22 protein-coding genes are annotated in these 25,486 nt (G+C 71.2%); 16 read left to right on the forward strand and 6 right to left on the reverse strand.

Translation table 11 applies throughout. The features are described from left to right. Positions 1 to 35: 35 nt before the first annotated feature. The gene (locus ACWEOZ_RS28650) at positions 36 to 971 is read left to right on the forward strand and encodes an NADP-dependent oxidoreductase (RefSeq protein WP_451913760.1); all 936 of its coding nucleotides are present in this window, start codon (positions 36 to 38) and stop codon (positions 969 to 971) included. Here ACWEOZ_RS28650 and ACWEOZ_RS28655 read toward each other — a convergent pair. Next, positions 937 to 2,172 (reverse strand): alpha/beta fold hydrolase, encoded by a 1,236-nt coding sequence (locus tag ACWEOZ_RS28655; RefSeq protein ID WP_451913761.1) that lies wholly within the window; start codon positions 2,170 to 2,172, stop codon positions 937 to 939. The two genes, ACWEOZ_RS28650 and ACWEOZ_RS28655, sit on opposite strands and share 35 nt — an antisense overlap. A 50-nt stretch (positions 2,173 to 2,222) precedes the next feature. Here ACWEOZ_RS28655 and ACWEOZ_RS28660 point away from each other — a divergent pair, with 50 nt between their 5' ends. The 6 genes from ACWEOZ_RS28660 to ACWEOZ_RS28685 all read left to right on the forward strand — a co-directional run bounded on the left by ACWEOZ_RS28660 (position 2,223) and on the right by ACWEOZ_RS28685 (position 7,821). Continuing rightward, positions 2,223 to 2,552: an ArsR/SmtB family transcription factor gene (locus ACWEOZ_RS28660; RefSeq protein WP_451913762.1), complete on the forward strand. Its 330-nt coding sequence runs from the start codon at positions 2,223 to 2,225 to the stop codon at positions 2,550 to 2,552. Next, positions 2,552 to 3,253 carry a cation transporter gene (locus ACWEOZ_RS28665; RefSeq protein WP_451913763.1) on the forward strand — a complete coding sequence of 234 codons (702 nt, stop codon included), beginning with the start codon at positions 2,552 to 2,554 and terminating at the stop codon, positions 3,251 to 3,253. Before ACWEOZ_RS28660 ends, ACWEOZ_RS28665 begins: the two co-directional genes overlap by 1 nt. 95 nt (positions 3,254 to 3,348) lie before the next feature. Continuing rightward, on the forward strand, positions 3,349 to 4,335 hold the full coding sequence (locus ACWEOZ_RS28670) for an aldo/keto reductase (protein ID WP_451913764.1): 987 nt from the start codon (positions 3,349 to 3,351) through the stop codon (positions 4,333 to 4,335). Positions 4,336 to 4,441: 106 nt separating this feature from the next. Next, positions 4,442 to 6,064, forward strand: a complete 1,623-nt coding sequence (locus ACWEOZ_RS28675; RefSeq protein WP_451913765.1) for an FMN-binding glutamate synthase family protein — start codon at positions 4,442 to 4,444, stop codon at positions 6,062 to 6,064. Beyond that, on the forward strand, positions 6,061 to 6,537 hold the full coding sequence (locus tag ACWEOZ_RS28680; protein ID WP_451913766.1) for a hypothetical protein: 477 nt from the start codon (positions 6,061 to 6,063) through the stop codon (positions 6,535 to 6,537). The genes ACWEOZ_RS28675 and ACWEOZ_RS28680 overlap by 4 nt, the downstream gene beginning before the upstream one ends. Positions 6,538 to 6,552: 15 nt before the next feature. Beyond that, on the forward strand, positions 6,553 to 7,821 hold the full coding sequence (locus ACWEOZ_RS28685) for an outer membrane protein assembly factor BamB family protein (protein WP_451913767.1): 1,269 nt from the start codon (positions 6,553 to 6,555) through the stop codon (positions 7,819 to 7,821). Between the two features lie 38 nt (positions 7,822 to 7,859). Here ACWEOZ_RS28685 and ACWEOZ_RS28690 read toward each other — a convergent pair whose 3' ends face one another. Together ACWEOZ_RS28690 and ACWEOZ_RS28695 are read right to left on the reverse strand one after the other, a co-directional pair. Next, the gene (locus ACWEOZ_RS28690; RefSeq protein ID WP_451913768.1) at positions 7,860 to 8,831 is read right to left on the reverse strand and encodes a hypothetical protein; all 972 of its coding nucleotides are present in this window, start codon (positions 8,829 to 8,831) and stop codon (positions 7,860 to 7,862) included. Continuing rightward, entirely contained in the window at positions 8,828 to 9,403 is a 576-nt protein-coding gene (locus ACWEOZ_RS28695; protein ID WP_451913769.1) for an RNA polymerase sigma factor, read from the reverse strand. Before ACWEOZ_RS28695 ends, ACWEOZ_RS28690 begins: the two co-directional genes overlap by 4 nt. A 385-nt stretch (positions 9,404 to 9,788) precedes the next feature. Here ACWEOZ_RS28695 and ACWEOZ_RS28700 point away from each other — a divergent pair, with 385 nt between their 5' ends. From ACWEOZ_RS28700 to ACWEOZ_RS28710, 3 genes are all read left to right on the forward strand, one after another. After that, positions 9,789 to 10,106 (forward strand): hypothetical protein, encoded by a 318-nt coding sequence (locus tag ACWEOZ_RS28700; protein WP_451913770.1) that lies wholly within the window; start codon positions 9,789 to 9,791, stop codon positions 10,104 to 10,106. Further along, complete coding sequence (locus ACWEOZ_RS28705; RefSeq protein ID WP_451913771.1) at positions 10,103 to 10,801, forward strand: hypothetical protein; 699 nt, start codon at positions 10,103 to 10,105, stop codon at positions 10,799 to 10,801. Before ACWEOZ_RS28700 ends, ACWEOZ_RS28705 begins: the two co-directional genes overlap by 4 nt. A 131-nt stretch (positions 10,802 to 10,932) precedes the next feature. After that, on the forward strand, positions 10,933 to 14,094 hold the full coding sequence (locus ACWEOZ_RS28710) for a TIR domain-containing protein (protein WP_451913772.1): 3,162 nt from the start codon (positions 10,933 to 10,935) through the stop codon (positions 14,092 to 14,094). A gap of 17 nt (positions 14,095 to 14,111) precedes the next feature. Here ACWEOZ_RS28710 and ACWEOZ_RS28715 read toward each other — a convergent pair whose 3' ends face one another. Further along, the gene (locus ACWEOZ_RS28715) at positions 14,112 to 14,975 is read right to left on the reverse strand and encodes a hypothetical protein (RefSeq protein ID WP_451913773.1); all 864 of its coding nucleotides are present in this window, start codon (positions 14,973 to 14,975) and stop codon (positions 14,112 to 14,114) included. A 121-nt stretch (positions 14,976 to 15,096) separates the two neighbouring features. Between ACWEOZ_RS28715 and ACWEOZ_RS28720 the strand changes: the two genes are divergently transcribed. The 6 genes from ACWEOZ_RS28720 (at position 15,097) to ACWEOZ_RS28745 (ending at position 24,043) form a co-directional block, all read left to right on the forward strand. After that, positions 15,097 to 17,937: a tetratricopeptide repeat protein gene (locus tag ACWEOZ_RS28720; RefSeq protein ID WP_451913774.1), complete on the forward strand. Its 2,841-nt coding sequence runs from the start codon at positions 15,097 to 15,099 to the stop codon at positions 17,935 to 17,937. Positions 17,938 to 17,952: 15 nt separating this feature from the next. After that, complete coding sequence (locus ACWEOZ_RS28725) at positions 17,953 to 19,446, forward strand: FUSC family protein (protein ID WP_451913775.1); 1,494 nt, start codon at positions 17,953 to 17,955, stop codon at positions 19,444 to 19,446. Positions 19,447 to 19,730: 284 nt separating this feature from the next. After that, a complete protein-coding gene (locus ACWEOZ_RS28730) occupies positions 19,731 to 20,450 on the forward strand; it encodes a pectate lyase (RefSeq protein WP_451913776.1) in 720 nt (239 codons plus the stop codon). Between the two features lie 131 nt (positions 20,451 to 20,581). Beyond that, positions 20,582 to 21,877, forward strand: coding sequence for a DUF2079 domain-containing protein (locus ACWEOZ_RS28735; RefSeq protein WP_451913777.1), 1,296 nt, complete (start codon positions 20,582 to 20,584; stop codon positions 21,875 to 21,877). A 17-nt stretch (positions 21,878 to 21,894) separates the two neighbouring features. Further along, positions 21,895 to 22,572 (forward strand): response regulator transcription factor, encoded by a 678-nt coding sequence (locus ACWEOZ_RS28740; RefSeq protein WP_451913778.1) that lies wholly within the window; start codon positions 21,895 to 21,897, stop codon positions 22,570 to 22,572. Beyond that, positions 22,565 to 24,043, forward strand: a complete 1,479-nt coding sequence (locus tag ACWEOZ_RS28745) for a sensor histidine kinase (RefSeq protein ID WP_451913779.1) — start codon at positions 22,565 to 22,567, stop codon at positions 24,041 to 24,043. The genes ACWEOZ_RS28740 and ACWEOZ_RS28745 overlap by 8 nt, the downstream gene beginning before the upstream one ends. A 24-nt stretch (positions 24,044 to 24,067) precedes the next feature. Here ACWEOZ_RS28745 and ACWEOZ_RS28750 read toward each other — a convergent pair whose 3' ends face one another. Both ACWEOZ_RS28750 and cspE read right to left on the reverse strand, forming a co-directional pair. Beyond that, positions 24,068 to 24,286: a hypothetical protein gene (locus ACWEOZ_RS28750; RefSeq protein WP_451913780.1), complete on the reverse strand. Its 219-nt coding sequence runs from the start codon at positions 24,284 to 24,286 to the stop codon at positions 24,068 to 24,070. Between the two features lie 160 nt (positions 24,287 to 24,446). Further along, on the reverse strand, positions 24,447 to 24,650 hold the full coding sequence (gene cspE / locus ACWEOZ_RS28755) for a transcription antiterminator/RNA stability regulator CspE (protein ID WP_184995226.1): 204 nt from the start codon (positions 24,648 to 24,650) through the stop codon (positions 24,447 to 24,449). Positions 24,651 to 25,486: the final 836 nt, after the last annotated feature.

The raw sequence follows: 25,486 nt of genomic DNA on the forward strand, positions 1-25,486 counted from the left end.
GCTCTCTGCTCCAGCCAAAACGGATCACGCTCCGGTTGTGTTACGAAGCATTCGGTGGCCCCGAGAACCTGACCATCCGCGAGGTCCCGGCGCCGCACGCCGGTGCGGGGCAGATCCGCGTACGGGTCACCGCGGCCGGCCTGAACCCGATGGACTGGTTCATGACCTCCGACGCCCCGACCGCCACCCGGTTCGGCCTGAGCCTGCCGTGCGGATTCGGCACCGACTACGCCGGAGTCGTCGACCAGGTCGGTGCCGGCGTGACCGGATTCGCGACCGGCGACCGGGTGTTCGGCGGCGCCCTCTCCCGCGCGGTCGCCGACCACGTCATGATCGACGCGGCCGGGACCATCGCGGTGGGCGGCGACGCGCACCACACGCCCGACGGCGTCGACGACCGCACCGCGGCCACCCTCGCCATTGCCGGCTGCACGGCGGCCGCCGCGCTCGCCGTCATCACCCCGGGCCTCGGCGACACAGTGCTCATCGGCGGCGCGGGAGGCGGGGTCGGCGTGTTCGCCGTACAGCTGGCTCGCCTCGCGGGCGCCCGGGTGATCGGAACCGGATCGGCGGCGTCGGCCGAGGCCCTGCGGGCCCTCGGGGCCGAGCCGGTCACCTACGGCGACGGCCTGATCGACCGGGTCCGTGCCCTCGCTCCCGGCGGCGTCACGGCGGCCATCGACCTGCACGGTACGCAGACAGCACAGGCGGCACGAGCACTGGGCGTGCCGGACCAGCGCATCACCACCATCGCCGCTCAGGTCAACGGCATCACGGCGGCCAACGGCGCCCACGCCGCCCCGGGCGCCATCGAGGAGATCGCTCAACTCGTCGCGACCGGCCGGCTCCGCGTACCCGTGGCCGCGACCTTCCCGGTCGAGCAGATCCGCGCCGCGATCGAGCTTCAGGCCGGACGGCACGTGCACGGCAAGGTCGTCATCGACCTCGGGGACTGTCCCGGGTCAGCGTGAGCAGTCGGTCGAGCACGCGACTGCCGTCGGTGCGCAGCCCGTTGTGCAGGTACTCGTCAGTGAGCCACCGATGCATGCCGGGCAGGAGGTCGGCCGTCTCCTCGGAGTACTGCCGGAGCACGTACGGGTCGTCCCCGTAGATCACGGCAGCGCACGGTACGTCGACCTGCGCCAGCAGCTCGGCGTCGTAGAGACGGGGCCACTCATGCTCCGCGACGATCGCGGCGACGTCGCGGTACGGCCGCAGGCCGGGCGTGTCGTCGAAATGCCACGAGTAGAGGTGCTCGGCGGTGAGCAGCAGGGACTCGCCGGCGAAGTCGTCGGGTTGGACTCGTTCGGCGGACCACCGGGTGGCACCGCCGTCGGCATAACTCGACTCGTGCAGGACCGCGTACAGCGGGTTGCGGGAGTCGAACGGCAGCATCGCGGCGACATCATGCCGGAACGCGGAGGAAGCGAAGTCCAGCTCGAGCACCTGATGGACCTTGTCCGCGCCGCCGTCCATGCCCAGGTGGTGGCCGATCGTGCGGATCAGGCGCCGGGAGATCGGGGCACCGTCGGGAGCCCGTACCTCGCCCGCGTCGCAGCGGTCGAGCAGCTCTCGGAGCCGGGCGGCGTCCTGCGGGAACCGGCGATGGTAGCGACGGTTCAGCATGCGCATCGTGTCGAAGGTGGCCGAGTAGATCTCGTCGACCGGACGCCCGACCGGCGGCAGGCCGCCGGTGAAGAACACCTCGCGAAGGCTGTCCGGCGCGTGGCACAGATAGTGCAGCGAGCAGAATCCGCCGAAGGACTGGCCGAGCAGACTCCATCGCCGGGCACCCAGATGCTCCCGCAGGCATTCAGCGTCCCGCACGATCGCATCCGCCCGGAAGTGGGTCAGCCGTTCGGCGTCCGCTGCCGCGTCCGGACCGGGAGCACCATAGGGCGTCGACCGTCCGGTGCCCCGCTGGTCGAGCATGACGACCCGGAAACTCCGCAGTGCCCGCTCGAGCCAGGACGGCGACATCGGCCGGGACGACGGTCTTGGCGCTTCGTGGCCCGGTCCGCCCTGCAGGTAGACCAGATACGGCAGATCGTGCCCGTCCGCGGCCACGATCTCCCGCGCGTACACCTCGATGGTTCGCCCGTCAGGGTGATCGTGGTCGAGCGGAACCGTGATGACATGGTCGGTCAGCAGCACGCCGAGATCGTACGACATCGCTTGGTACATCTTCTGCTGAATACAGCGGTGGCTGTATGGTCGGCGGCATGGAGACGGTGACCCACGGCGAAGTGCTCGCCCGCTTCGGCCACGCCCTGTCGGATCCGACCCGGGCCCGGCTGCTGCTCGCGCTGCGCGACGGTCCCGGCTACCCGGCGGAGCTGGCCGACCTGCTCGGGACCACCCGGCAGAACCTGTCCAACCATCTCGCCTGCCTGCGGGGCTGCGGCCTGGTCGTCGCCGTTCCCGAGGGCCGGCGCACCCGCTACGAACTCGCCGACCCCCGTATCCGGCACGCCCTGGGCGACCTGCTCGGCCTGGTCCTGGCCGTCGACCCGGCCGCCTGCCCCGACACCACCGGCAAGGACTGCTGCTGATGAGCCTGCCGCTCACCCCGGTGTTTCCGGACTCGCGGCGCCGGGGCGTGCTGGCCCGCCGCATCCGGCTGCTGGTCGCCGCCACCATCACCTACAACGTGATCGAGGCCGTCATCGCGATCAGCGCCGGCCGGGCCGCGGACTCCGCCGCGCTGATCGGCTTCGGCCTCGACTCGGTCATCGAGGTCTCCTCCGCCGCCGCGGTCGCCTGGCAGTTCGCCGGCCACGACCCCGAAGCCCGGGAGAAGACCGCACTACGGATCATCGCGTTCTCGTTCTTCGGCCTCGCCGCCTACGTCACGGTCGAGTCGGTGCGAACCCTGCTCGGCGGGGCCGAGGCCGGGCACTCCCCCGTCGGCATCGCCCTGGCCGCGGTCTCCCTCGCGGTCATGCCCGGTCTGTCCTACGCCCAGCGCCGCGCCGGGCGGGAGCTCGGCTCCCGCACCGCGGTCGCCGATTCCCGGCAGACCCTGCTCTGCACCTACCTGTCCGCGGTCCTGCTCGCCGGGCTCCTGCTCAACAGCCTGTTCGGCTGGAGCTGGGCCGATCCGATCGCCGCGCTGATCATCGCCGCCGTCGCCGTCAAGGAAGGCCGTGAGGCCTGGCGTGGTGACGCCTGCTGCGCATCCGGCCCGCTGCCCTCGACCGCTGCCGGCAAGGCCGGGGACTGCGACGACGGCTGCTGCACCGACGAGCGATGACGCGGCCACGCCGCCGCAGACAGGTAATACCAGAACCTGTCAGGCCTGCTCCGGTTGGCTCTACCGTTGCTCGACGACACCTGAAGGAGCCACTCATGCAGAACCGCACACTCGGTACCGGCCTCGAGGTTTCGGCCATCGGCTTCGGCGCGATGGGCATGAGCCAGAGCTACGGCCCCGGCCCCGACCGCGAGGCCAACATCGCCCTGCTGCGGGCCGCGGTCGAGCGCGGCGTCACGTTCTTCGACACCGCCGAGGTCTACGGCCCGTTCGTCAACGAAGAGCTCGTCGGCGAGGCGTTGCAGCCCGTCCGCGACCACGTCGTCATCGCCACCAAGTTCGGGTTCGCGTTCGACGCCGACGGCAAGCAGACGGGTCTGTCCAGCCGCCCCGAGCACATCAAGCAGGTTGCCGACGCCTCCCTCAAGCGACTCCGCACCGACCACATCGACCTGTTCTACCAGCACCGCGTCAACCCCGACGTGCCCATCGAGGACGTCGCCGGCGCCGTCAAGGAGCTCATCGCGGCCGGCAAGGTCCGGCACTTCGGCATGTCCGAGGCGGCCGCCGCGACGGTGCGCCGCGCGCACGCCGTGCAGCCGGTGACCGCCCTGCAGAACGAGTACTCGCTGTGGTGGAAGCGGCCCGAGGCCGAGATCATCCCGCTCTGCGCCGAGCTCGGCATCGGCCTGGTCCCCTACAGCCCGCTCGGCAAGGGCTTCCTCACCGGCACCGTCACCACCGACACCGCCTTCACGCCCGGCGACATCCGCACCACCATCCCCCGCTTCGACGCCGACGCCCGCAAGGCCAACCAGGCCCTGGTCGAGCTGCTCGGCACCATCGCCGCCCGCAAGAACGCCACCCTCGCGCAGATCGCCCTGGCCTGGCTGCTCGCCCAGCAGCCGTGGATCGTCCCGATCCCCGGCACCCGCCGCCTCGAACGTCTGGAGGAGAACCTCGGCGCCGCCGACGTGGACCTCACCAGCGACGACCTCGCCGAGATCGACGCCGCCACCGCGCAGGTCGACATCCAGGGCGGCCGGTACTCGGAGCAGGCCGAGAGCATGACCAATCGATGACCATGGACCACGCCGGGACCCGCGACGTCCTCACCACCCGCCGGGCCGCTCAACGTGGTTGGCCCCGGGCTGTTTAGCAGCCCGGCTGGGGGCAACATGATCCGGCATGAAGGTGGGCATCGGCGCCGCGGCGGCCGCAGTGTCAGCGTTGGCGGCGGTCGCCGTCCGCGACCTCCTGCAGCGTGACCACGCCCTGCTGCGCAACTTCCCGATCATCGGCCACGGCCGGTACCTCATCGAAGCCATCGGTCCCGAGCTGCGGCAGTACGTGGTGGCCGGCAACAACGAGGAGCGGCCGTTCACCCGCGACCAGCGGCGCTGGGTCTACGCGTCGGCGAAGAAGGAGAACAACTACTTCGGCTTCGGTACCGACAACGACATCGAGTACACGCGTGGATATCCGATCATCAAGCACCGCACGTTCGGGCGGGCGGTGCCCCGGTCCGCGCCGGCCGCCGGATATGAGGCTTCCGTACCGTGTGCCAAGGTCCTCGGGGCCGCACGCGGCAGAGCGCGGGCGTTCCGGCCGAGCTCGGTGGTGAACATCTCCGGCATGAGCTACGGCTCGCTGTCCGGCAACGCGATCGAAGCGCTGAACAAAGGTGCCGCTCTGGCCGGCTGCCTGCAGAACACCGGCGAGGGTGGGCTGTCGCCGCACCACCGGCAGGGCGGCGACCTCGTCTTCCAGATCGGCACCGCGTACTTCGGCTGCCGCGACGAGCACGGCCGCTTCGACCTGCAGCGGCTCAAGGACCTGGTGGCCGGCGCCCCGGTGCGCGCCCTCGAGATCAAGCTCAGCCAGGGTGCCAAGCCGAGCCTCGGCGGCCTGCTGCCGGCCGCGAAGGTGTCGGCGAAGATCGCCGCCACCCGCGGCATCGCTCAGGGCGTCGACTGTGTGAGCCCGTCGCGGCACGCCGAGTTCTCCGACACCGACAGCCTGCTCGACTGGGTGGAACTGCTGGCCGCGGAGACCGGCCTGCCGGTCGGCATCAAGTCGGCGGTCGGCGACCTCGGCTTCTGGGACGAGCTCACCTCCCTGATGGCCACGACCGGGCGCGGCGTCGACTTCGTGACGATCGACGGCGGCGAGGGTGGCACCGGGGCGGCGCCGCTGATCTTCACCGACACGGTGTCACTGCCGTTCCAGATCGGCTTCGCCCGGGTGTACGCCATGTTCGCCCAGCGCGGCCTGCACGAGCAGGTGGTCTTCATCGGCGCCGGGAAGCTCGGGCTGCCCGACAATGCCGTGGTCGCGTTCGCGCTCGGCTGCGACATGGTCAACGTGGCCCGGGAGGCCATGCTGGCCATCGGCTGCATCCAGGCGCAGAAGTGCCACACCGACACGTGCCCCACCGGTGTCGCCACTCAGAACCCCTGGCTCACCCGCGGGCTGGACCCCGCGCTCAAGAGCGTGCGCGCCGCCAACTACCTCAAGACCCTGCGCCGTGACCTGCTCAAAGTTGCCGAAGCGTGTGGTGTCGAACATCCCGGGCTGATCGACACCGGCTCCGTGGAGATTCTCGACGGCCGCACCGCAGCCACCGGCCTGGACCAGGTGTACGGCTATGAGCCCGGCTGGGGTCTGCCGTCGGAGACCGACCGGTCGGCCATCGCGAAACTCATGCAAGCCACCGAACCGCAGGGCGGCACCGCGCCGCAGCGGGCCGCACCCGCACAGCAACGGGCCGACAGCCCGACCCACCGAGTAGATGGAGAAACCTTCCCATGAGAATCATGAAACTGGCCGCCGGCCTGGCCACGGGGTACGTGCTGGGTGCGCGGGCCGGGCGGGAGCAGTACGAACGGATCGCCGCCACGGTCCGTACCGTGAGCGCCCGCTCCGGCGGGCCGTCAGCCGAGCAGAAGCCACCAGGTCTGACTGAGCCGGATGCCGGCGTAGCCGTGCCGCCGGCCGACGAGACCCCCGTCGAACGACCAGCGCCGGCGGTCACCAGTGACAAGCCGCGCCGGCCGCGGAACCGACGCCCGAAAGCTGCCACCAGCACCGCGGCGCCCAGCTCGACCGACGCATCACCGACCATGAGCGCGGCGAACCTCGACCTTGACGCCGTACCGATGGAGGCGGCCGAGGCCGACGTCATCGAGCAGCACATGCCCGTGGTCGACCGCAGCGACGACCCCACCTCCGCCCCGCTGGAAAGTGACGCCACCGACGCGCACGAGCAACGCCGCTCTGTGTGATTCGATGAACTCCGTATGACCATCATCGAGCTGGGTGATCCCGGCTCCGCCGCGTCGGCGCCGGGATCCGCACCACGCCGTCCCGAGCGCCGTGCCGTCATGCGCTGGGCCGCGGCCGCCGTGGCGGCGCTCTGTGGGGTGACGCTCACCGGCTCGGCCGTGTCCGGATCTGCCGTGATCCGGCCCCGGTGGAGCGTCGCTTTCAGTGCGACCAGCCTCGCCGACGCGGCCCGCGACACCGTGTTCGTGCAGTCCATCAACGTGGGCTCGCAGGTCACGGCGTACGAGCTGGACAGCGGGGCGGTCCGCTGGTCGAAGGGGCTGCCGATGCCGCGCGGCCGGATGACGGCGCGGGTGCCCGGTGCGGTGCTGGTCCCGATCCTGCTGCAGGGGACGGTCGCGCTCGATCCGCGTACGGGGGCGGAGATGTGGCGGCGGCCCGGCGACATCGTGTCCGCGACGCCCGGGACCGCCCTGCTCAGGCAGCCGGACCGGACGCTGATCCTGGTACGGATGGCCGACGGCAGCCGGATCTGGTCGCGGGCGATCGAGGGTGACGAGTCCTGGGCGGTCGTCGGTCCCGAGCGGCAGCGGATCGTGGCCGCCACCCCGGACGGCCGGATCCGGGTGCTGCGCCTGAGCGACGGTGCCCTGCTGTCCGAGGGTCGCGTGGAGAACGGCAGCGGCGCACCCGTCCGTAACGGCGTCGTGGCCGAGTCCGGCCTGCTGTTCGTCAACCGGATGGAGGCGGACCGGGCGGTGGTGACCGCGTACGACCTGGACACGCTGCGGGAGCGCTGGCGGTACGCGCAGTCGGCGACCGACGAGATCGTGACCGGGCCGGCGGCCCGCGCGTGCGGCATCGTGCTGTGCTTCGCCGACGGCACCGCGACCGTCGGGCTTGATCCGGACACCGGCACCGCCCGCTGGCGTGCGGCCGGCTTCGTCGACGCCGTACCGGTCACCGGGCAGAACCGGGTGCTGGCCCGCCGCGGCGACCTCGGCGGGTATGCGCTGATCGACACCGCCACGGGCACCGTCGTGCTGTCCCTCGGCACGGGCACCGCCGTACGGGATGCCCTCCGCTCCGTCCCGGGGTACTACCTGCGTCCGGTCGCCCCGGACGGACGCCGCGTGGCGGCCGGCCGGATCGACCTGGCGACCGGCGGGTTGCAGCTGCGCGGCATCGTCGAGGCCGCCGGCCCCCAGGGCTGCACGGCCGTCACGGACACCCTGATCTGCGGCACGACGGACGGCCGGCTGACCGTCACCGACGTCGGCTGAGCCCCGCGCCCGGCCGCCGGCACGGCCGGGCGCCGGGGTCAACCGGTCTCCCCCGGGCGGTCCACGATGGCCATCTTGCGATAGATCACCTGGCGGTACAGGTCGCCCTTGCGCCCGTCGCCGGCGCCCCGCTCGTCCTTGACCGCGACCAGACGCTCGCCGATCAGCGTGTACGTCTGCTTGTCGAAGAGCAGCTCCTGCGACAGGTAGCCCTCCATCACCCGGCCCAGCCCGATCGCCGGATGCCCGTCGAGGTTCACCGCGTCCGGGTTGATCGTCATGCCCGGCTGCTGGGCGAGGTAGCGGAAGATGGCCGCCTTGACCTCGGGCGGCAGCACGTACTGGCCGGCCAGCGCGTCGGGCACCGCCATCACCCCGCCCTCCGGATGCTCGAGGTACGCGGCGATCGCCTCGGGAGTCGTCAGCTTGACGATCTGCGACCACGGGACGAAGGCGAAATACGCGCCGTCCTGGCCCTGGCGCATCACCTGCAGCTTGCCGTCCCGCATCGACGCCTGCACCTGGCCGTCGATCCGGTGCCACATCTGGATCTTGCGGTATGTGGCCTGGCCGGGTCGCAGCGCCCCGTTCGGTGCCTCGTGCTCGTATGCCGGCGGGTTGCGCATCTCCTGGGTCTCGACGTACATGAACTGGGTCGGCGCCGGATCCGTCCACTTCTCCTGCTCGACCGTCCACGCGGCATTCTCCAGCACCTGTGCCGCGTTGACCGGGCGCAGATACGGCACCCTCGCGACTGCCTCGGTGCGAGCCGGCCGCTGCGACAACGGCGGTGTCACCCGGGTCCCGCCGACGTTGCCGATCGCCACCGCCGCGACGACCGCCGCCGCCGTGGCGACACCGGCGACCAGCGGGACCCGGAGTCGCCACGAGGTCTGGGTCCGGGGCGCCATCCGGCTGCGCAGGGCGTCCCGGGCGCGCTGCTCGGCGCCCGGGGAAGGCTCCGGGTCCGGGCCGAAGGTCTCCCGCAGAATGCTGATCTCGTCCATCATCCGTCCACCTCGATCTCGGCGCCCAGCGCCTGCCGCATGTCCTGTCGTGCCCGGTGCAGCCGGGACCTGGCCGTGCCCGCGGGTATGCCCAGCGCCTCGGCCGCCTCCTGCTGGGTGAGCCCGGCCCAGGCGACCAGCAGCAGGACGGCTCGTACCGGTTCCGGCAGCCGCCGCAGGGCCTCGGCGAGCCGGCCCCGCACGGCCGCCGCGTCGAGCCGTCCCGCGACCGCGTCGGCGTGGCTGTCGGCCTCGCCGGCGTCCTGCCCACCGGCCCGGGCCAGCGCCCGGTAGCGCCGCAGTTCGGCCCGGGTGTGCCGGGCGACCAGGTTGGAGGCGATCCCGAACAGCCAGGGCCGCGCGTCGCCGCGGGCCGGGTCGAACGTGTGCCGGCGGTCGAACGCGGTCAGGAACGTCTCCGACGCCACGTCCTCGGCCAGATCGGGGCCGAGCCGCCGCGCCACGTACGCGTAGATGGTGCGATAGTGCCGGTCGAAGATCGCCGTGAAGTCCCGCTCGATGAGGTGAGCGCCGGCATCCAAGCCCGTGGTGCCCGGTTGTTCCACAGGGTGCATCACACCCTTACTTCGCCGGAGCCGGGAAGAGTGTTCAGCCGGGAAGATCTTACGAAACCATTGCGGCTTCATCCTTCGCTGCTCAAGCCGCGTACCCCTCCTCGGGAAGACGTGTCGCCGGCCTTCTCCGGCTCGTCGGGCGACACGCGGATGTCTGGAGGGTTCGTATGCAGGGAATCGGTTCGACCAGGTGGTGCCGGCTGTGCGCCACCGTGGCCTGCTCCATCGGGCTGCTCCTGCTCAGTCCCGTGGCGGCGCACGCCGAGCCCGATGTTCCGGTGCCTCCCAGTGAGCTGATCCCCGACGAGGGCGAGGGCACCCTCTCGGCGGCTGACAAGGCCGGCTCCGCGCGGCGCACGAAAAGATCTTCCCGGCGATCGGTACGGTGCGGGCGACGACGCGCAACGACACCGTCCGCAAGCCGGCGCAGCAGGCGAACCAGTTCGTGGTGACGCACATGACGCTGCTGGAGAGCAGCGGGATTGTGGACTTCGCCGCCCTGCCGACCGCGCCGGACCCCGCAACTGCCGGTGCCCCGACGCCGGCGACCGCTGCCGGGCCCCAGCCGGCCGTCGGCCGGAGCCCGATGTCGACGAGCCTTCCCGTCGCGCTGCTCGCGCTGATCGCCGGTCAGGGCGTAGGTGTCTTCGCGACGCTGCGCTTCGCGGGTGCCCGCAGCCGGCCGCAGTTCGGACGCCGATGAGCTCCCGGCAGCAGGGGTACGGCCCCGCGGCGAACGGACTGCCGGCGGTCGGGTTGAGCACCCGCGGCGGGCTGACGGTGACGCTCGTGCTCGTGATGCTGGGGCCGGTGCTGCTGGCACTGGCCGGACTCGTCCACCCGAGCGGGCTGTCCGCCGCGACGGCCCATCGCTGGGTGTGGCTGCACATCGTCCTGTTGCCGGTCTTTCCGCTGCTCGCGCTGGGATTCGTGGTGCTGTTGCGGGAACGGCCCCGCGCGGGCGCTCCCCGGGTGGCCCGGATGATCGCCTGGATCTGCGCGGCGGTCTACGCCGTCGGATACACCGGTCTGGACGCGGTGGCGGGAATCGGCGCGGGCACGGTCGCCGGGCAGCCCGGAGACCCCGCTGAGCTGCGACGATTGGTGCTGGCACTCTACGAGACAGGAGACGGGCTCGGCGCCGTCGGCGTGTACGCCTTCCTCGCCGCCACGCTGACCACGACGGTCGTGCTGGGCAGCAGGCACGGCGTCCGAGTGCTTCCCGGCACCGTGGTGCTGCTCGCCGCCGGCTGGTCCTTCATCGACAGCCACATCTTCTCGCCCCGAGGGGTGCAGACCATGATCGCCATGGCTGCGGGTTTCGCCCTCTGGACCTGGGCCGGCGCCTGGCGACGCGGGCCCTCCGCAACGGACACCACGGAGCCGGCCGCCCGCTGACTCCGGCAGCCGGTGACCGGCGGCCGTCCGGCAGCGGCTGAGGGGCTCCGGCCTGCCGTGATCTGGCATCGACGTACGCCGTCGTGGTGCGGCACAATCTGGCGCGACCTTGCGACGGGGAGGGCCCGGAAATGGCTTACGACGCTTTCATCTCCTACAGTCATGCGGCCGACGGGGCACTGGCGCCGGGGCTGCAGCGTGGTCTGCAACGCCTGGCGCGGCCGTGGCACCGGCGACGGGCGCTGGAGGTGTTCCGCGACCAGACCGGCCTCGGCACCAGCCCGGCACTGTGGTCGTCCATCCAGCAGGCCCTCGCCGGATCGCGGTACTTCGTCCTGCTGGCCTGCCCGGAGGCAGCGGACTCCCGGTGGGTCAACCAGGAGGTCGAAGCCTGGCTGGCGGAACACCCGGTGGACCGGCTCCTGCCGGTCGTGACGTCCGGTGAGTGGGTGTGGGACGCCGACCGGGGTGACTTCGACTGGGAGCGGTCAACGGCCGTACCGCCCGCTCTGCGCGGGGTGTTCCGTGAGGAGCCGCGTCACCTGGACCTGCGCTGGGCCCGCTCGGAGAGCGAACTCGACCTGCGCCACGGCCGGTTCCGCGACGCTGTCGCCGAACTGGCCGCGTCCATCCACGGCGTGAGCAAAGAGGACCTGGACAGCGAGGACGTCGCCCGCCACCGCGGGATGATCCGGCTGCGCCGCAGCGTGCTCGCGGTCGTGGGCGTACTCGTCCTGCTGGCCGGGGGCACCGGCGCCCTTGCGGTACGCAACGCGCGTACCGCGGCCGCGTCGGCGGTCGAGGCGTCGCGGCAGCAGCAGCTGGCCGACCGGCAGCGCGACTCCGCTACGGCCTACGCGGCTGAGGCGCGACGTCAGCAGCAGATCGCCGGGGACGAGCAGCGCCGCGCTCAGGAGGCGACCGCGGACGCCCGCCGGCAACAAGGCAAGGCAGGCAAGGCCGCGGCCGAAGCACGCCAGCAGGAGGACAGTGCCGCGCAGGCCGCCGCCGAGGCACGCCAGCAGCAGACCCGGGCCGACCGGGCCGCGGCCGAGGCCGAACGCCAGCGGTCCCTCGCCGCCGAGCAGCGGCGCAAGGCCGCGGAGGCCGGCGCCGAGGCGCGACGGCAGGAGCATGCGGCCCGGACCCAGCAGAGGATCGGCATCAGCCAGCGTCTGATCAGCCAGGCCGACGCGGTCCGGCAGCAAGATCCGCGTACGGCGATGCAGCTCGGTCTGGCGGCGGCGCAGCTCCACCCGGGCGACCGGGCCGAGGCCGGGCTGGTCAACACGTTGGTCGGCACCCGCTATGCGGGGACCCTGGCCGGCCACACAGGATCCTTGACGGCGTCGGCGTTCAGCGCCGACCGGCGTCTCCTGGTGACCGGGAGCGCCGACCGGACCGTACGGCTGTGGGGCCTGCCCGACCGCGCCACCCCGCGGAGCCTGGCCCAGCTCACCGGCCACACCGGCTCGGTGGACAGCGTCGCGCTCAGCGGGGACGCCACGGTCCTGGCCACGGGCAGCCAGGACGGGACCGTCCTGCTGTGGGACCTCAGCGACCGCCGTCACCCCCGCCGGCTGGCCCGGCTCGCCGAGCACACCGACGCCGTCACCGCGGTCGCGCTCAGCGCCGACGGGCGCACCCTGGTCAGCGGCAGTTGGGACGGCTCCACGCTGGTGTACGACCTGACCGATCGCCGTCAGCCGCGCCGCCTGGCCCATCTCGCCGAGGACGACGCGCAGATCGGGGACGTGGCCCTCAGCGCCGACGGGCACACCCTGGTGACGACCAGCTGGAACGGCACCGTGGTGTGGGACCTCAGCGAACGCGGCGATCCCCAGCGTCTCGACACGTTGGACGAGCTCACGCGCTCGTCGGTCGACCTGACGCTCAGCGCGGACGGGCGTACGCTCGCCGTCAGCCAGCAGGACAGTCCCGTCTCGGTGTGGGATCTCAGCGACCGCGCCGAGGTCCGCCGCGTGGTCCAGCTCACCGACGGCACCGGATGGGTGACCGCGACCGCGCTCAGCGCCGACGGGCACACCCTCGTGGCCAGCTACGTGAACCGCGCCGTCCTGGGGTGGGACCTGACCCGTCCGGGCCGGCCCGTGCGCATCGCCCAGCTCACCAATTACTCGGGGTCGGTGAACTCGATCGCCGTCAGCGCCGACGGACAGACACTGGCCATGGAGGGCCGCAACTACACCGAGCAGCTGTGGGATCTGACCGACGGCACCGGCCCGCGACGCATCGCCGAGGTCACCGGCCACCACGACGAGGTGAGCGGCGTTGCCCTCAGCGCCGACGGACGGACCTTCGTCACGGGCAGCTACGACGGCACCGCGCAGGTGTGGAACCTGTCCCGGCCCGCCGCTCCCCGCCTGCTGGGCCGGCTGGAGGGCCACCTCGACTCGCTGGACGCGGTCGGCCTCAGCGCGGACGGACGCACCGTCATCACCAGCAGCACCGACGTCGTACGGCTGTGGGACACCGCCGACCTCTCGATCAGCCGCCCCGTCGTCTCGATGCACGGGGGAACGAATTCGGTGGCCGCGGCGGGGCTCAGCCGGGACGGCCGGCTCGTCGCCGTGGGCCTCGCCGACGGAACGGTCGAACTGTGGGACACGACCGACCGCCGCGCACCGCGACGACTGGCCCGCTTCGAGGGAGTCCGGACCGGGTTGGAGACGCTGGCCCTCAGCGCCGACGGGAAGACCCTGGCCGCCGGCAACGGCATGAACGTCCAGCTGTGGGACCTGACCAGGCCCGCCGCGCCGCGCAAGGCGGCGCTGCTCAGCGATTCCACCGGCGCCCTGGACGAACTGGCGCTGAGTGCCGACGGACGGACGTTCGCCGCGTCCGGCTCGTACGGGGTCGTGCTGCTGTGGGACACGACCGATCGCCGGCGTCCGCGTCAGGTCGCCCAGGTCGTCGGTGACTTCGTGTCGACCGACGCGATGACGCTCAGCCCGGATGGCCGTACCCTCGTCACCAGCGGTCCGGACGGCACCACCCTGCTGTGGGACCTGACCGACCGCGGCAACCCCCGCCGCCTGACCCAGCTCGACGGTGAGCTCAGCTCGACGTCGACGGTGGCGTTCAGTGCCGACGGAAACCGCCTGGCGGCCGGCTTGCGCAGCTCCGCCGGTGTGTGGGACCTGGCGCACCTCAACGACGTCCGCCGTCAGGCGATCGAGCGCACCTGTGCTGTCCGCGGCGGCCTGACCCGGGACGAATGGGAGCGCTACGTGCCCGAGGTGCCGTACGAGAGGACCTGTCAGCACAAGTGAGCACGGGCGACGCCGTCTCACGGCGGCCGGAGCCGCCGCAGCGCGTCCTGCACGGCCCGGTCGTCGGCTTCCTCGCGCCAGACCACGACCTCCAGGCCCGGACGGTGCTTGTTGGCCAGGAACGCGTCGAGCGCGGGCCGGTCCGGTGGGCTGTTCAGCACGAGCAGCCCACCGACGGTGAGCCGGTCGGCCGCGATGCCGGTCTCCAGCTGCTCGACCGCGAGGAAGACCGCGGCGTTGGGCATCTGACTCGCGGCATGACGGATCCTGATCAGGACGCTCCGGCCGTCCCAGGTCGCGGTCAGTTCGCCGTGGCCACGGTCGTTCGTCGTCGCGCCGAGAGCGGCCGCTCCGCGCTCCACGACCAGCTTCGCGGCATGCAGGTACCGCAGTGCGGCCAGTTCGGTGTCACTGCTCAACCGGTCACGCAGCTCGTCCAGCAACGCCACGGCGGTCGGATCGGACACCTGCCGGACGGCGTCGTCCGCGCCCGGACGGGCGCCGTCCCCGGCCGCCTCGAACATCGACAGGATCGATCGGATGGTGCTCTGCTGCAGTCCGTCTCCGGGCGGCGTCTGAACGCGCTCGGCCAGCTGGGACAGCATCGCGAAGGTCACGTGATCCGGCAGCGCGGCCCGTTTGTCCTGCTCCACGATCGCCCGGTCGTAGACCCAGGTCAGGGTGCTCCACCAGCGCTCGAGCTGCTGCTGCGACTTCGTGTGCCGCAGCTGCGCCGCCGCTATGCGGGCGGCCACCAGCGCCGCGGCCAGGGCCATGAGGCCCCCGAAGCCGGCCGACGTCATGAAGCGTTGCCAGAACGGGTCGGCGGGCGGGGCCGGCGACGCGTGCAGCTGACCGAGGACCATGGTCAGGGTGGTCAATGTCGTGCCCCCATCCTTCCGACGGCGGGAATACGACCGGTGATCGATGGATGCCGATCAGCGTGACCCGACGGTAACGTACGGGAATGAGCGTCCCCCGCCGTCGCGTCCGGACACTCCCATGACGTCGGTTGTCACGCCCCGGCACGTGCACGCCAACGTGCCGATCGTCTCCGCCGCCGACCTGCGCCTGACGGAGTCACCGGTGGCGGTGGGCGTGTCCGATCCGCCGATCGGCCGGGGGCCGGAGAAGGTGCGCGGGCGCCGGAAAACCGTCGGCGAAGTGCAGGCCGTCGACGGGCGCGTGGCCGTGCTGACGGGCCCGGCCGGAAGCGGCAAGAGCACCGTCGCCTTGGCGGCGGCCCGCGAGCTGGCCGGCAGCTGTTCCGTCCACTGGGTCGCGGCCCATCATCACGGTGCCTTCGTGGAGGGTATGGCCGCGGTCGCCAAGGCGCTCCAGGTCGATGACATCGACATCATGCGCGTCCGGGAGGAGGCCTCGACGACGGCGGCCTGGGGACTTCTCGACGGCCGGCCGGGGGCGGGCACCGGCCCGGGATGCGCGCTGGTCATCGACAATGCCGACGATCCCGCGCTCGCCGCCGAGATCGTCGGTCAGGCCACAGCCCTCGTCCAGACGGGGTGGCGCGTCATCGTCACGACGCGCGTCAGGCCCGCCCGGCCCCGGGCCCGGGGTGGTGCCGTCCCGATCGAGGTCGATGCCCTGCCGGTCCGGGACGGCGCCGACCTGCTCCTGGACCGCATACCGGAGATGGACGAGGCCCGGCGCCGGGTGGAGCTGCCGCACGCGCGCACCACGGCCGAGCTGCTCGAGGGCGTTCCCCTCGTCCTGCACGTCGCCGGTTCGTACCTGGGTAGTCCGCTCGTGCGGCACAGCCTGGCCGGCTATGTCACCGAGCTCGGGCGGGCGCCGGCGCTGCGTCCCGGGCTGCACCCCGGCGACCCGGCATACGCCCTGCTGCCTGTCCTGAACCTGACCTTGGCCGCGATGGGGCCGGAGGAGCGGCGCTGCGCCCTGCGTCTCCTGGGCCTGCTGGCTGCCGGCGCTCCCGGCCAGCCGTTCCCGCTCGGCGCCCTGCTCGGCACGAACGAGCCCCTGACCGAACGCAGCCTCCGGTTGCTGCGGACGACCGGGGTCATCGAGGTGTTCACCAGCGACAACCTGCCGGTCGCGGTGGTGCACCCGCTGATCGCCCGTACCGCGGAGTACGTCGACGGGGTGCGGGCTCTCCCCGGACGTGGTGCCGAACTCCTCGACGCCGTCACCGCGGCGCTGGAGAACGGCACGGCTGCCTACGTCGAGCCGGGCGCCGACGCCTGGCCCCTGTGGCGGCTGCTGCTTCCGCACGTCAACCATCTGCTCGACAACCCGGCATCCGGCGGCACCACCGCGGCGCTGCGCGCGGCCCACCGCACCGTCCGCCACCTGCTGCAGCGGGGCATGCACCACTCGGCGGCAGAGCTGGCCGTGACGGCCGTCGAACGCGCGTCCGGGCTCACCGAACGCGACGAGCCGATCCGGCGGACGGCGCTGCTCGACCACGGGCTCGCGTTACAGGCCCGCGCGCTCGTCACGCTGCCCAGACCGGGCGTCCAGAACGACCTGGAACGCGCGTTCCATGACATCAACGAGGTCGCCCTGCGGACGCGGCGGGCGTGCCACCCGGACGACCCGGAAGCGATGGAGGCCGGCCATTGCCTGGCAGCGATCCTGCACGAGCGGGGCCACCTCACCGAGTCCGGACGTCTGTTCCAGCAGGTGTTCACCGCTCGCCGGCGGGTGCTCGGTGACTACCACGCCGACACGCTGGCCACGCGGCAGGCGCTGGCCTCCGTTCTGCAGGCGGCCGGCGACGCCGCCGAGGCGCAGCAGATGCTGGACGAGGTGCTCGCCGATCCGGACCGGCACCTGGACCTCACCCCGGCCGAAGTGCTGTCGTTCCGGCACAGCCTGGCGTACGCCCGGCAGGCGGCCGGTGGCTCCGACTGGCTGCAGGCTGCCGAGGACGGTTTCGGCGACGTGCTCGGCGCGCGGAGGGCGATGCTCGGGGCCACCCACCCGGACACACTGATCACCGAGCACAACGTCGCCTGGCTGGACCACGCCCGCGGGCATCTCGCGCGGGCCGAGGACGGTTTCCGGTCGGTGCTGGCGATCCAGCTCCGACGACTGGGGAAACTGCATCCGCACACCGTCGCCGTGGCCGCCAACCTGGCCTGGGTCCTGCTGCTGCGGCGACGGTTCACGCTGTCCAGGCGCATCTTCACCCAGGTGCTCAAGGTCCGTACGGCCAGGCTCGGCATCCTGCACCCGGACACCCAGACGACCCGAGGCAACCTCGGGTGGCTCACCTACGAGGAGGGCCACTACCACCGCGCGGAACACCGTTTCCGCACGTTGTACGAAGATCGGGTCCGCCTGCTGGGCGAGAGACATCCTCGCACCCTGACCACCCGGCACAACCTGGCGCTCAGTCTGCGGTCTCAGCACCAGTCCCCGCACAACTCGCCGCACGTGCTCCACCAGGCGCGCGAGGTGTTCATCGCCGTGCTGGACGCCCAGCTGCAGGAACTCGCGGTGGACCACGACTCGACCCTCGCCACCAAGTACAACCTGGCGGTCACGCTGCGGATGCTGAATGCCCCGGCCTGGCTGGACGAGGCGATGACCCTGCTGGACCAGGTGCTGCAGGCTCTCCGGGATCGTCCCGATCAGCCCAACCCGCTGCTGCGGCAGACCAAACGCGAGATCGTCACCCTGCTGGCCATCAGGAGCGGCCGGGTCGACGTCCAGGATCTGGTCGAGGACGTCCCGATCGAGGTCGGCGAACGGCCGGCCACCGTCGTCGATCCGCTCACGGAGTCGTTCGTCGACGACGACATCGACGACTTCCCGGATCCCGATCTCCGTAGCTACTCGCCCCCGCCCTCACACAACTGACGGGTACGAGAAGCGATGCGGCTGACCACCTATCTGCGCCACCCCTGGACGACGGCACTCGCCCGCTGGGGTCGTATCCCCGGGCTCCGCACCGCCAAAGTCACGCTGGCGGCGGTGTTGTCCTACGTCGCGGCCGATCTGCTGAACACCACGGCGTCACCGATTCTCGCGCCGCTGACCGCCATCCTGGTGGTGCAACTGACCGTGTACCAGACGGTCGCCGAAGGACTGCAGCGCGTCCTGAGTGTGCTCGCCGGTGTCCTGGTCGCGGTCGGGCTCGCCACCGTCGTCGGGCTGAGCTGGTGGAGCCTGGGCGCCGTGGTAGCCGTGACTCTGGTCCTCGGGCAGGTCCTGCGCCTGGGCCCACACACCCTGGAGGTACCGATCAGCGCGATGCTCGTGCTGGCGGTCGGCGGCGTCGCCGCGCCGCAGGCCGCGGCCGGCCGGGTGTACGAGACACTCATCGGCGCGGCGATCGGCATCGCGGTGAACCTCACGATCGCGCCTCCGGTGCACGTGGAATCGGCCGGCTCGGCGGTCGCCGGCCTGACCACCCGCCTGGCAGATTTCCTGCGATCACTGGCCACCCACCTACGCGACGGTTGGTCGCGTGACGCCGCGCAGGACTGGCTCACCGCGGCGCGAGGCCTGAGCGCATCCGTGCTGGCAGCCGACACCTCACTGCTCCGGGCGGAACAGAGCGCCGTGCTCAACCCGCGCGGCGGCCAGGTCCGCCTGGCCCAACCGCGCCTGCGTACGGCCCTGACCGCGATCGAGTACTGCACCATCGTCATCCGGACCCTGTGCCGGGAGATCTTCGACCGCACGTACTACCTGCCACCGGACCTGGAGGCGCAGGTCTATCCCCCAGCCGCCCGCCTGGCCCTGGCCGACGTGCTCGACGCCGCCGCCGGCGCTCTGGACGGCGTGGCCGCCGTCGCCGCCGGCAGCGAGCCGGTCGAGGCCGCCCGCGCCCGCGTCGCGACGCACCTGGACGAACTGCACCAGCGACGCGAGTTGCTGGGCCGGCTGCTGCTGATCGACCCGCACGCCGACGCCGCGGCCTGGCAGCAACACGGCGCGCTGCTCACCGCGGTGGACCGGCTGCGGGTCGAGATCGAAGCGGCGGTCCGCCCGGCCGCCGAGCCGTGGCGCCCACCGTCACTGACCGAGGGCCCACGACGGGCCGCGCGGCGAGTCGTGGGAGCCGCCGAACAAACCCTGCCACTGGTCACCGACCGGTCCCGGCAGGCAGTCCGGCGGGTGATCGACGTCGCCGCGGAGGCCGCGACGGAGGCGGCAGCGCATCTGGCCAATCCCGATCCACGGGCTGCCCGTCCCGGTAAGCGGGCAGCCGGCGAGAGCCTGCCGGTCGAGCAGGCAGCCGCTGACGCCGCGGCGGCTGCCCTCCGCGACGCTGCGGACTCGCTGGCCGAGGCGGATGCCCCCGAGATCGCGCCGCGACCGGGCACCACCGAGCCGAAATCCGACGAAGCAGTGGATGAGTAATCGGCGGCGCTGGAATCTCGCCGCCATCGGTCTGCTTCATCGGGCAACCTTTCGCCGCCGGTGAACCACTACAGATTGCCGCGTGCGTGAAGGGTCGGCAATCACGGCAATCCTGCAACAAAGCTGCAAACCATATTCATTGACCTACATCGATACGCGTGTCAGGTTGGAGAGGTCCTCCCCCAATACCGCCGGAGTCATCCGCAGGGACCGCACGCTGCGATGACGTCGCCGGTTCCGTCCTGCCTTCATCGAAGGCAGGAGGCTCTGAGAAAGGTCCCCACATGAAAAGACCACGCGTACTCATCGGCGCCGCAGTTCTGGTCGCGGCCATGGCCGGCTCTGTTGCGACGGTGGGTCTGGCGTCAGCCGCCACGGATGTGAAGGTCACCGCTTCGATCAAGGTGACCGGCACCTTCGACGGTGGCGGGAAGCGCTACATCGGCTCCGGCGCGCTCGGCAGCGGTGGCCAGGACGAGGGCCAGGACCCGATCTTCGACCTGGCCGCCGGGGCCACCCTGAAGAACGTCATCCTGGGCGCCCCGTCGGCCGACGGCGTCCACTGCGCCGGCAGCTGCAACCTCACCAACGTCGTCTGGCAGGACGTCGGTGAGGACGCCGCCACCTTCCGCGGCACCAACGCGACGGTCGTGATCGACGGCGGCAGCGCGGCGAGCGCGTCGGACAAGGTGTTCCAGGACAACCGCGGCTCCGGCGGGTCGGTGACCATCAAGAACTTCAAGGTCTCCAACTTCGGCAAGCTCTACCGCTCCTGCGGTAACTGCTCCACCCAGGCCGCCCGCAAGGTGACCATCCAGAACATCACCGCGACCAGCGGCAAGGTGATCGCCGGCGTCAACACCAACTACGGCGACGTCGCGACGCTGAAGGGCAACAACATCGGCAGCATCCCCACCTGCTGGCTGTACACCGGCAACAACACCGGCGCCGAGCCGACCAAGACCGGCTCCGGCGCCAACGGCAGGAACTGCATCGTTTCCTGACGGCGGCGAAACGGCCCCCCGGCGAAGGCCGGGGGGCCGTTTCCGTCCGCCCACCAAGGGCGGGAGGCCGGCTGAAGTGATCTTCAGCCTGCTTCAGGGTCGGTTCAGGTGGCGGTACCGATCATCGCCGCGTGTGGAAACGAGTCGGTCCGCTGGCGGTGGCGCTCTTCTCGGCGTACGCCATGGTGGCGGTCACGAAGCACCTCAGGGTGCGCACCAATGGCTTCGACCTTGGCATTTTCGAACAGGGGGTGCGCGGTTACGCCGGTCTGGGCGCTCCGCTGGCGCCGCTGAAAGGGCCCGGCGTCCACCTGCTCGGCGACCATTTTCATCCGATCCTGATGCTGCTCGCGCCGATCTACCGGGTGTTTCCGAGCCCGATCACTCTGTTGATCGTGCAGGCCGCGCTGCTGGCACTGTCCGCGGTGCCGGTGACCCGGCTGGCCGTCGCGCGGTTCGGGACCCGTGGTGGCCTGGCGATCGGCGCCGCCTACGGGCTGTCCTGGGGCATCCAGCAGGCGGCCGGCTTCGACTTCCACGAGATCTGCTTCGCCGTCCCGCTCCTGGCGTTCAGCCTCGAGGGCCTGGTGCGGCGGCGGTGGGGCATGGCGGTGGCCTGGGCGGCGCCCCTGCTGCTGGTCAAGGAGGATCTGCCGCTGACCGTCGCGGCGATCGGCGCCTACCTCGTCCTGTGCGGCCGGTGGCGTCTCGGCCTCGCGACCGTCGGCGGTGCGGTCGCCGCCGGCCTGCTCATCGTCCGGGTCCTCATCCCGGCGTTCAACCAGGCCGACGCGTACACCTACACCTCCGGCAGTGCCCTGCTGACCGGGGTGCCGGTCAAACTGCTGACGGTGGTCCTGCTGCTGCTTCCGACCGGCTTTCTCGCCGTACGCTCACCGCTGCTGTTTCTGACCCTGCCCACGCTGACCTGGCGGTTCTGGGCGGACAACCCGCACTACTGGGGAACGAAGTACCACTACAGCGCGGTGCTGATGCCGATCGTCTTCGCGGCGATGCTGGACGCGCCGTCGGCTCTGCTCGACCGGTGCCGCCGGTGGCTGCCGGCCGCCTGCCTGGCCGTCGCGATGTCCGCGTCGGCGGTGCTGCCGCTCAACGCCCTGGCCGATCCGGCCACCTGGCGGCGGGACCCGGCGGCAGCGGCGATCCGGTCGGCGCTGAAGCGGATCCCCGACGGTGCGGTCGTGGCGGCCGACCAGCGGCTGGCGCCGCAGCTCACCGCCCGCTGCGAGGTCTACCTGTTCCCGTTCTACCCGAACGCCGTGGTCCAGCCCGAGTGGGTGGCCCTCCTCCGCCCCCTGGACGCGGTGCCCGGCTATCGGAGGGTGACCTCCGACGGCGGGGTCCTGCTCTTCACCCGCACCCTGCCCGGGCGAGCTGAAACGAGTTTCAGGTTCGTGGGGCCGTGAGCTGGCAGGATGGCCCGGTGCGGCTGCTGATTGTAGAAGACGAGCGCGAACTGGCCGAGTCCTTGCGCCGCGGCCTGATTGCGGAGGGTTACACCGTCGATGTGGCTCACGATGGAAACGCCGGGCTCGAACTCGCCTCGAGCGAGGGCTATCAAGCGGTCATTCTGGACTTGATGCTGCCGCATCTGAACGGTTATCAGGTGTGCGCCCGACTGCGGCAGCTGCGAGTGAGCACGCCGATACTGGTCCTGACCGCCAAGGACGGCGAGTACGACGAGGCCGAGGCCCTGGACACAGGGGCCGATGACTATCTGACGAAGCCCTTTTCGTACGTCGTCCTGCTGGCCCGGGTGCGAGCCCTGCTGCGCCGCGGTGGTGAGCCCCGGCCGGCGTTGCTGAAAGTCGGTGATCTGGTCGTCGACCAGGCGCGGCGGGCCTGTTCACGGGGGTCGACGCCGATCACGTTGACGGCTAAGCAGTTCTCGGTCCTGGCCTGCCTGGCCCGCCGGGCGAACACGGTGGTGAGCAAGGCGGAGATCCTGGACGAGGTATGGGATGCGGCCTACGACGGCGACCTGAACATCGTCGAGGTCTACATCCGGGCCCTGCGTCGCCGGATCGACGTGCCGTTCGGGCTGCTGAGCATCGAGACGATCCGCGGCGCCGGCTACCGGCTGGTCGACGCGAGTGCCTAGGCCCCAGCTACCGGTACGGGTCCGGGCGGCGGCCGCGGCGGCGCTGGCGGCCGCATTGTGCCTCGGCGGCGGGGCGCTCTGGCTGCGCCAGGTGATCTACGAGAACAGCGTGGCGGGGTCTGTCGCGACCGCGCAGTCACAGGCCCGCGCCATCGCCTCGACCTACGAAACGCCCGCGGCCAGAATCAACGCCGACGGAGGCACGCTGGCGGTGGACTGCGCTGGTGAGAGTGATGCCGCGCAGTGCCCGTACGACACGTGGTACGAGTTCCCGTACTTCGGCACGGAGATCAGCTTCGCGGTGGTCGACGACCACGGCGAAGTGCTGCTGATCAAGAATCAGCTGGCTCATTACGTACGGGAAAGCGGCCTGACCTTCCCGGCCGTCCCGCCGCAGTGGAACGAGGAATTCTTCGGCCGCGTCGACGTTCACCTACGACCGGCCGGCAGCGGCGCCGAGAGACAGCTCGACGGTCGCGAGGTCACCCTGGTGGCTTACAACGTCAGCCCTTCGGGCGCGATCGTCTACGTGCTCATCTCTCCGCTCGACGCGGAGGCAGCCGTGGCTCCGGTCGACCGTTGGCTCCGGCGTGGTCTGCCCGCCGCCATCCTGTTCGTCGCCGCGGTTGCCTGGTGGGCTGCCGGACGCGCGCTGCGCCCGGTCGAGCGGATGCGCGCCGAGCTGGCCCGCATCACCGCCGCGGACATGAGCAGCCGGGTGCCCCAGCCGCGCACCGGCGACGAGATCGCCCGGCTGGCCGTCACCATGAACGAAACCCTCGACCGGATCGCCGACGCGGCCGAACGGCAGCGCCGGTTCGTCGCCGACGCGGCACACGAGCTGCGGAGCCCTCTGGCCGGCTTGCGCAACACCGTCGAGGTCGCCGCCACGCACGGCGGTGCTGTCGACCCGGAGGTGCTGCGAACCGGCACCGAGCGGTTGCAGCGGCTCATCGACGACCTGCTGCTGCTCGCGCGTCTGGAACGGGCTGCACCGGCTCGGGGCAAGCCGGTCGACGTCGCCGCGATCGCGGAGGAACTGGTCGAGGAGCGCCGCTACCGGGTGCCGCCGGACGAGCGGTTCGTCGTGGTGGCCGGGGGGCCCGCACAGGTGATCGGGCGCGAGGAGGAACTGGGCAGAATGCTGAGGAACCTTCTGGACAACGCGTCCCGGCACGCACGCGACCGCATCACCGTGACGGTCGCGGAATCCGCTCCCGGCATCGTTCGGGTGGAGGTCCGCGACGACGGACCGGGCATCCCGGAAGCCGATCGGGAACTGGTCTTCGAACGGTTCGCGCGTGTCGGCCAGGCCCGCGATCGCCGCCACGGCGGCGCTGGTCTGGGCCTGGCGATTGCCCGGGACATCGCGGTACGCCACGGCGGCAGCCTGCACGCGGCCGACTCCACGAGCGGCGCCAGGCTCGTCGCGGAGCTGCCGCAGTCGTCAGCGACGACGACCTTGCCGTGACGCGTCGGCACGACCCTCACAGGGTCAGAACGGCGCCGGTCCACGTCCGGACAGCGACATCAGCAACTGCGTGGCGAGCAGCTTGCGCATGCCGGTGACCGCTACTGCCCCCACCCGGTCGTAGGGCAGTTCGAGTTGCAGACCCTCGACCGCGTCGCGAAGGTCGGTGGTGATCTCGTCCGGGCGGAACGTGCCGCCCCATCCGTCGAGTCCGCCGCGCTGGTTGGTGCTGAGGGAGGCCATACCGGAAATGCATGCGCCGTCAGCCAGGATCAGCCTCGCCGGGCCCGAGTACGTCGTCGTCATTGTCATCAACCTTCAGGAGGAAACGCCGTGCGGCCCAGCGGTGAAACGTCGAACGGCGGCCCGCTGAACCACAGGGCCGCCGTTCGCAGAGCAGAGGTCAGAGCGGGCGGATGTTCTCCGCCTGCGGGCCCTTCTGGCCCTGGGTGATGTCGAACTCCACCTTCTGGTTCTCGTCGAGGCTGCGGTAGCCGCTCGTCGCGATGGCGGAGAAGTGGGCGAAGACGTCAGCGCCGCCGTCGTCCGGGGTGATGAAGCCGAAGCCCTTGTCGGCGTTGAACCACTTCACGGTACCTGTAGTCATGTCTGCTCCTTCGCAGGCTGTAGAGACCGCACTATGCGGACTCCGACGCCGCTGCGTTGATCACCCGCGTCGAAACGACACGAAACAACGAAAGCGCCCAAGTGGGTTTGGATAACCCATCAGGCGCCGGGAAACGTCTACGGAAATCAAAACTGCAACTGGGCAACCGTAGCACATGATCTTCTGTCGATCTTCTTGGCGAACGGTGGGCGGTGCGCGTGTCCGCGTCCCGCACCGCTCCGGGATCCCCCGACACCGCCGCGGCCATACACCCACCTGCATGACGAGGGCCCCGGCGCAGTTCGCGCCGGGGCCCAGGGTTACGGGTCAGAAACACCATCTACCGACAGGTACGTCGGTTTGTCGTATCCGCACCTACCGCCAGTGACGGTTTCGGGTGCGAGGATCGCATAAGCGTGACCGGAGACCACCTCTCGTTCGATGGAAACTGCGGTGTCCACCCCAGCACTGAACTGACCGGCTGTGGCGGGCGATCCAACGGTGCTCGGCCCTCCCTTTCCTCTGCTTCCAAATCCACTGCTGTCGTACTGTCGAGCTGTCCGCCGGTGTCGAAGCCCCACGCGACTTCACGGCCTCGCACACGTGCGACGGACGATTTCCCAAGCGGAACCCTGAACCAGCCTCGGCCCCGCCTGATGTGCCCCGACCTGGACTTACGCCGGGGTCTTGCGGTGCACTTGCCTTGCTCACTGCTGCGGTGACATGAGCTCACCGCCGGGCCGAGCGAGCCACGAGAACATCCGGGCCCTGCGTAACGCTCGGTCAGATCGTCTGCGTTTTCCGGCGATCTCTGCTGTCAACCCGCACAACGTTAG

The sequence above is a fragment of the Actinoplanes sp. NPDC004185 genome, assembly GCF_053603475.1.

Excerpts from the sequence above, each read along its gene's own strand:
- ACWEOZ_RS28675 (WP_451913765.1), top strand. The coding sequence starts at position 4,442 with ATGAAGGTGGGCATCGGCGCCGCGGCGGCCGCAGTGTCAGCGTTGGCG.
- ACWEOZ_RS28705 (WP_451913771.1), top strand. The coding sequence starts at position 10,103 with ATGAGCTCCCGGCAGCAGGGGTACGGCCCCGCGGCGAACGGACTGCCG.
- ACWEOZ_RS28685 (WP_451913767.1), top strand. The coding sequence starts at position 6,553 with ATGACCATCATCGAGCTGGGTGATCCCGGCTCCGCCGCGTCGGCGCCG.
- ACWEOZ_RS28710 (WP_451913772.1), top strand. The coding sequence starts at position 10,933 with ATGGCTTACGACGCTTTCATCTCCTACAGTCATGCGGCCGACGGGGCA.
- cspE (WP_184995226.1), bottom strand. The coding sequence starts at position 24,650 with ATGACTACAGGTACCGTGAAGTGGTTCAACGCCGACAAGGGCTTCGGC.
- ACWEOZ_RS28680 (WP_451913766.1), top strand. The coding sequence starts at position 6,061 with ATGAGAATCATGAAACTGGCCGCCGGCCTGGCCACGGGGTACGTGCTG.
- ACWEOZ_RS28665 (WP_451913763.1), top strand. The coding sequence starts at position 2,552 with ATGAGCCTGCCGCTCACCCCGGTGTTTCCGGACTCGCGGCGCCGGGGC.
- ACWEOZ_RS28725 (WP_451913775.1), top strand. The coding sequence starts at position 17,953 with ATGCGGCTGACCACCTATCTGCGCCACCCCTGGACGACGGCACTCGCC.
- ACWEOZ_RS28690 (WP_451913768.1), bottom strand. The coding sequence starts at position 8,831 with ATGATGGACGAGATCAGCATTCTGCGGGAGACCTTCGGCCCGGACCCG.
- ACWEOZ_RS28730 (WP_451913776.1), top strand. The coding sequence starts at position 19,731 with ATGAAAAGACCACGCGTACTCATCGGCGCCGCAGTTCTGGTCGCGGCC.
- ACWEOZ_RS28750 (WP_451913780.1), bottom strand. The coding sequence starts at position 24,286 with ATGGCCTCCCTCAGCACCAACCAGCGCGGCGGACTCGACGGATGGGGC.
- ACWEOZ_RS28670 (WP_451913764.1), top strand. The coding sequence starts at position 3,349 with ATGCAGAACCGCACACTCGGTACCGGCCTCGAGGTTTCGGCCATCGGC.
- ACWEOZ_RS28695 (WP_451913769.1), bottom strand. The coding sequence starts at position 9,403 with ATGCACCCTGTGGAACAACCGGGCACCACGGGCTTGGATGCCGGCGCT.
- ACWEOZ_RS28660 (WP_451913762.1), top strand. The coding sequence starts at position 2,223 with ATGGAGACGGTGACCCACGGCGAAGTGCTCGCCCGCTTCGGCCACGCC.
- ACWEOZ_RS28720 (WP_451913774.1), top strand. The coding sequence starts at position 15,097 with ATGACGTCGGTTGTCACGCCCCGGCACGTGCACGCCAACGTGCCGATC.
- ACWEOZ_RS28655 (WP_451913761.1), bottom strand. The coding sequence starts at position 2,172 with ATGTCGTACGATCTCGGCGTGCTGCTGACCGACCATGTCATCACGGTT.